Below are 2139 nucleotides of genomic sequence, written 5' to 3'. Positions count from 1 at the left end.
CGGGCTGCTGCTGGGCGGGCTGCTGCTGGCGCTGCCGCAGATGTACGGGGTGGGCTATCCGGTGCTGGAGAACGCCATCGAGGGAAAGTACGCCGTCGGCCTGCTGGTGCTCTTGCTGGTCGGCAAGGTCGTCGCAACCAGCCTGACCATCGGCATCGGCGGATCGGGCGGGGTGTTCGCCCCCAGCCTCTTCCTCGGCGCGATGACCGGCACCGCGTTCGGCGCCACGGCCCACCAGCTGCTGCCCGGCACCGCGGGCGCGGTGGGCGCCTACGGGCTGGTCGGCATGGGCGCGGCCTTCGCGGGCTCGGCCCGTGCCCCGATCACCGCGGTGATCGTACTGTTCGAGCTGACCGGCGAGTACTCCATCATCCTGCCGATGATGCTCGCCATCGTCCTGGCCACGCTCACCAGCCGCCTGCTGTCGCGCGACACCATCTACACCCTCAAGCTGCGCCGCCGCGGCATCGACCTGGACAGCGCGCGGCTGGGATCCCCGCTGGCCGGTGCGAGCGTCCGCGAGGTGATGGAGGAACTTCCCACCGCGCTGTCCGGCGACCTGCCGCTGGAGGACGCCACCGACGTGATCGCCCGCTCCGGACACGGGGTCCTCCCCGTCACCGACCAGAAAGGACGGTACGCGGGTGTGGTCACCGCCCGCGCCGTGGCCGAAGCGCTCACCGAACCCGACCCCGCCCTGGACGCCCAAGCCACCCCGCGCACCATCGCCGACCTCGCCGAACAGCCCCCTGCGGTGACCGCCGGTGCCCCGCTGAGCGGGGCGTTGCACACGCTGGTCACCGCCGACGGCGCCGGGCTGCCCGTCCTGGACGCGGACACCGGCGAACCGGTCGGCTGGCTCACCCACCAGACCGTGCTGAGCGCCCTCCACGCACCCGCGCACCCGGCCGGGTCGCCTCGCTGACCCCCCTCACCGCCGCGCGGGCGGTTGGTCGGGGAGGACTCGGACGAAGGGGATGTGGGTGCGTCCGATGCGGTGGTAGTCCTCCGCGCTGCCGTCGGTCTCCAGACCGCACATGCGCATCAGGCCACGGGCCAGGCGCGGATGCCGCAGGGCATAAGCGGCCATGAGGCGCCCGGATTCCTCCGGCCCCAGCGGCTCGGCGACCGCGGACATCCGGCGCCGACCGACCTGGACGGTGACGTGCGGAGTGCGCTGGATGTTGCGGTACCACTGCGCTCCCGGGCCGAAGCCGGAGGCGAGGTGATAGGCGCCGGTCTCCGGGTCCCGGCCGGTCACCTCCAGGACGACCTGCCGCGGCAGACCACTGGTGCGGCCCGTGTGGGTGAGCAGCAGCATCCGGCCGCCGAGCAGCCACCCCAGGTGTCGGCGGTAGAGCAGGACCGGCACCCGGAAGGCCACCCTGCGCAGTCCGGAGGGCGGGGGCACCCGCGTGCGTCGGACCGCCATCGATCGGCCTCCTCCCGTACGCGGCCGGGCCTGCGCCCGCCCCGCGCTGCCGCCAGGGAAGCGGGGAGCGTAGTGGATCGGAGAGGCCCCGGCCATCGGTTTCGCGCACCTTGGCAAAGTGCAATTTTTGCACTACCCAAAGACTAGCGTTCTGCGTGCCCACGACACAGGCGTCCGTCTCCCATGAACGGACGCTCCCCGATCCTGGAGGCACCATGACCGCGCACGCCCGGTCGGCACACGGCCGCCCACGCAACCTCACCCTCGCGGGCGTCCTGCTCGTCGCCCTGGCCGTCGTGGCAGGAGCGATCGTGTGGGGCACCCGGAGCGAAGCGAACGCCACCGAGAACGCCTCGGCGAACTTCCCCAGCGCCCAGCCGGCCGCCCCCGGTGACGTGGTCACCACGGCCGGTCCCGTGAGCAAGCTGGACATGGAGTTCCTGATGAAGGTGCGCCAGGCCAACCTGTGGGAGGCCCCGGCCGGACGGCTCGCCCAGACCCACGCCACCAGCGAGGCCGTCAAACGAGCCGGGATACACGTCATGGACGGGCACTCCAAGCTCGACGAGTTCGTCCGCAACACCGCCGAGGCGCTGAACGTCTCCCTCCCGGACGAGGCCAGCGAAGAGCAGCAGGGCTTCGTCCGCACCCTGGAGAACGCCCAGGGCGAGGACTTCGACAAGAAGTTCGCCAACATCCTCCGCGGC

At 72.1% G+C, this 2139-nt stretch carries 3 protein-coding genes; 2 read left to right on the top strand and 1 reads right to left on the bottom strand.

Annotated elements, in window-relative coordinates; genetic code table 11:
• The coding region (locus LCH29_RS43800; RefSeq protein ID WP_446467259.1) for a chloride channel protein at positions 1 to 925 on the top strand (925 nt) is incomplete at its 5' end.
• A 6-nt stretch (positions 926 to 931) separates the two neighbouring features.
• Here the strand turns inward: LCH29_RS43800 and LCH29_RS43795 are convergent.
• Complete coding sequence (locus LCH29_RS43795) at positions 932 to 1432, bottom strand: nitroreductase family deazaflavin-dependent oxidoreductase (RefSeq protein ID WP_446467258.1); 501 nt, start codon at positions 1430 to 1432, stop codon at positions 932 to 934.
• A gap of 215 nt (positions 1433 to 1647) precedes the next feature.
• Here LCH29_RS43795 and LCH29_RS43790 point away from each other — a divergent pair.
• Positions 1648 to 2139: DUF4142 domain-containing protein (locus tag LCH29_RS43790; protein ID WP_446467257.1), on the top strand; the 492-nt coding region annotated here is incomplete at its 3' end.

The sequence above is a fragment of the Streptomyces sp. BRA346 genome (genome assembly GCF_052851135.1).
Note: the sequence above shows the minus strand (reverse complement) of the source record. Positions and strands in the feature narration are given on the sequence as shown.